This is a genomic window from Anaerococcus porci (genome assembly GCF_034090325.1).
GTDB lineage: Bacteria > Bacillota > Clostridia > Tissierellales > Peptoniphilaceae > Anaerococcus > Anaerococcus porci.
The window spans coordinates 1-2,593 of sequence record NZ_JAXDSU010000045.1 but is presented as its reverse complement, the minus strand read 5'-3'; the positions used below and the strand labels follow the sequence as shown (position 1 = coordinate 2,593).

Here is a 2,593-nt window from a genome sequence, read left to right as displayed (position 1 = left end):
GATGTTTCAAAAACTAAAAGATTTTATGTAGAAAAAAGAGGCTTATGCAAATTAAATTAATCTTTACTAAATCATTACAAGTTTCTCTAAGATAATTTGACCTTGATGAGCTGGAAAGCTTGTTCACAAAATTGTCTTTGGTTAACTTATAATGATGCAAGATATAATTGTTATTTGCAAGTGCCTCTTTTTAAATCTTTATTTGTTTTTCTACTTTATTTTCAAAGTATGAAATATGGTTAAATCCCAAGTCTTTTAGGTGTTTTATAGTTTCATCTATCATATATCCGCATGTATCAGAAGTATGGGAGTCTGATCCTAGTGTTATAATATCTCCTCCCATAAGTTTATACTTTGTTAGGATATTATCCTTTGGATTGGCATGCGGAAGATTATTTCTAAAACCCGCAGTATTTACTTCAATACCCCTATTTGTATCTATTAACTCTTTTAGTAGTTTTTCAATTAAATCTTCATATAATTCATATTTTGGTATTAAAGACTTATCATTTATATACCTATCTATGTAGTCTATGTGACCTAAAACTGAAAAGTCTTTAATAGCTTTTACACTATCAATCATATAAGAGTAGTATTTTCTAAAAGAATTAATAGGATCTTTTTCTATAATCTTTCTTTGTCCCCATACATCCACAAACTCAACTGCATGAATCGAGCCTATTATAAAATCAAAAGGATTATCCTTTATTATTTTATTGATAATATCTTTGTTTTCATAGGCTATACCTATCTCAACACCGGTTAGTATTTTTATGTCTTTTTTGTATTTTTCCCTTAAAAGATTAATGGTAGAAAAATAATCATCAAGGTCAAATGTCATATCATCGGCGTTTTTTTGGCAATATTTATCTATATGGTCTGTGAAAGCCATGATCTTAATATTATTATTAATACATGATTTTATATTTTCTTCTGGATTAGTATGTGAATCGAAAGAAAACTTGCAGTGCATATGTAAGTCTTGCATATTATTCCTTTCCTTATTTTATATAATAATATCATACTAGTTTTAAATATTATATAAAGTCCGTAAATATAAGTACAAAAATACTTTGAAATTTGTTATAATAAGGATAATAAAGTTAAACAGGAGATAGTAATGAAGAAAAAAAACATTCTAGGCTTAGGACTTGGCCTTCTAATGTTAACAAGTCCTATTAATCCAATTGAAAAAAATTATAAAAATATAGCTTTTGCTGAAAATATAGCAACAAGCGAAGAAAATACTTATGATTCTATTATAAGCGAAATTGAAGACTTTAAAAAAAGTGAGATATATAAAAACTTAAATGAAAAAGTCAAAAAAGATTTTGATGATTTAATAGGAAATTTAAATGAAGAAAACTTTACTCAAGAATCTTATAATAAGATTAGTGAAAAAATTTCAGAAATAAAGTTAGCTGAATATAAGAAACTTTATAAAGAAATAAAGACAATGATAAAGGGGAATTTATCAGATAAGCTAAAAAATAATTTTAATGAAATAAAAGAATCTTATGATTCTGTACAAGAATATAATCAAAATTATAATAATTTGAGTATTTTAAAAGATAAAATAAATGCCTACAATAAAGAACTTGCTCTTGATAGAAATATCTTAAAAGAAGGAATTGAAAAAAATAAAAATCTTGATTTAGCTGATGAGAAAAAAGTTTTAGATAATGAAGATTCTAATCTTGATTCAGTTAATGAAGCTATAAAATCTATTAATAAAAAAGTAGATGATTTTAATGAAAAAGTAAGGAAAAAGGCAAAAGAAGAAAAAGAAAAATTAGCAAAAGAAATTGAAGATGCTATCAAAAATCACGAAGAAGTAAAAAAAGATATAGTTTATAAAAAATCAAGTAAAGAAGCCAAAGATAAATTGGAGAAGGCTTTTAATGAATTAAAAAATAGCCAAATAGCTTTAAAAGAAGGTAAGGAAGAGGATTTTGGAAAAATTATAGATAAGTATAATGAGCTTGTCAATAATCTTGATGGTAAAATATTTATTGATGAACTTAATGCCCTTATTAAGTATTTTAATGAAAATCAAGACAAGATAAAAGATGAAGAAAAGAAAGCAAAACTTTCTAAAGAACTTAATTCTGTAGTTGACGATGATCAATTTGATAGTGAAAAATTAAAGGATCTTGAAAAAAGAATAAAAGATGCAGTAAATGAAAAACCTGGTTACTTAGAACAAAAAACACCTAAAAGAGTTACAGTATCTAGATCCAAAAATCCAGTTGTGAAGAAAAGTCGTTCTTTTGTAAGGACAGGAATTGGATCAATTGCTAAAGTAGCTGGAGTTTTAGTTCTTGCAGCAGGTGGATACTTATATTTAAAGAAAAAGAAATGATTTCAATTTTTCTTTAATTATTTAAGCATAAGTCTTAATTTAATTCTAGCAATATAATAATCTTTTATAAAAAAACTGTTGAAAGAATTTTGAACTGACCCCCAAAAGTTAGACCTAGAAACTAACTTAAGGAGGTCAGTTTTTAAATGGCAAAATATAGTACAGAATTCAAAATGAAAGTAGTAAAAGAATATTTAGGATCAAATATCTCATATAAATCTTTATCAGAAA

The 2,593-nt window shown here is 25.4% G+C and carries 2 protein-coding genes; one reads left to right on the top strand and one right to left on the bottom strand.

Annotation, left to right across the window (positions count from 1 at the left end):
• Nucleotides 1–190: 190 nt before the first annotated feature.
• Nucleotides 191–988, bottom strand: coding sequence for a histidinol-phosphatase HisJ family protein (locus tag SOR60_RS04795; protein WP_320595358.1), 798 nt, complete (start codon nucleotides 986–988; stop codon nucleotides 191–193).
• A 132-nt stretch (nucleotides 989–1,120) separates the two neighbouring features.
• Between SOR60_RS04795 and SOR60_RS04790 the strand changes: the two genes are divergently transcribed.
• Nucleotides 1,121–2,362 (top strand): hypothetical protein, encoded by a 1,242-nt coding sequence (locus SOR60_RS04790; protein WP_320595357.1) that lies wholly within the window; start codon nucleotides 1,121–1,123, stop codon nucleotides 2,360–2,362.
• The last annotated feature ends 231 nt before the right edge of the window (nucleotides 2,363–2,593 follow it).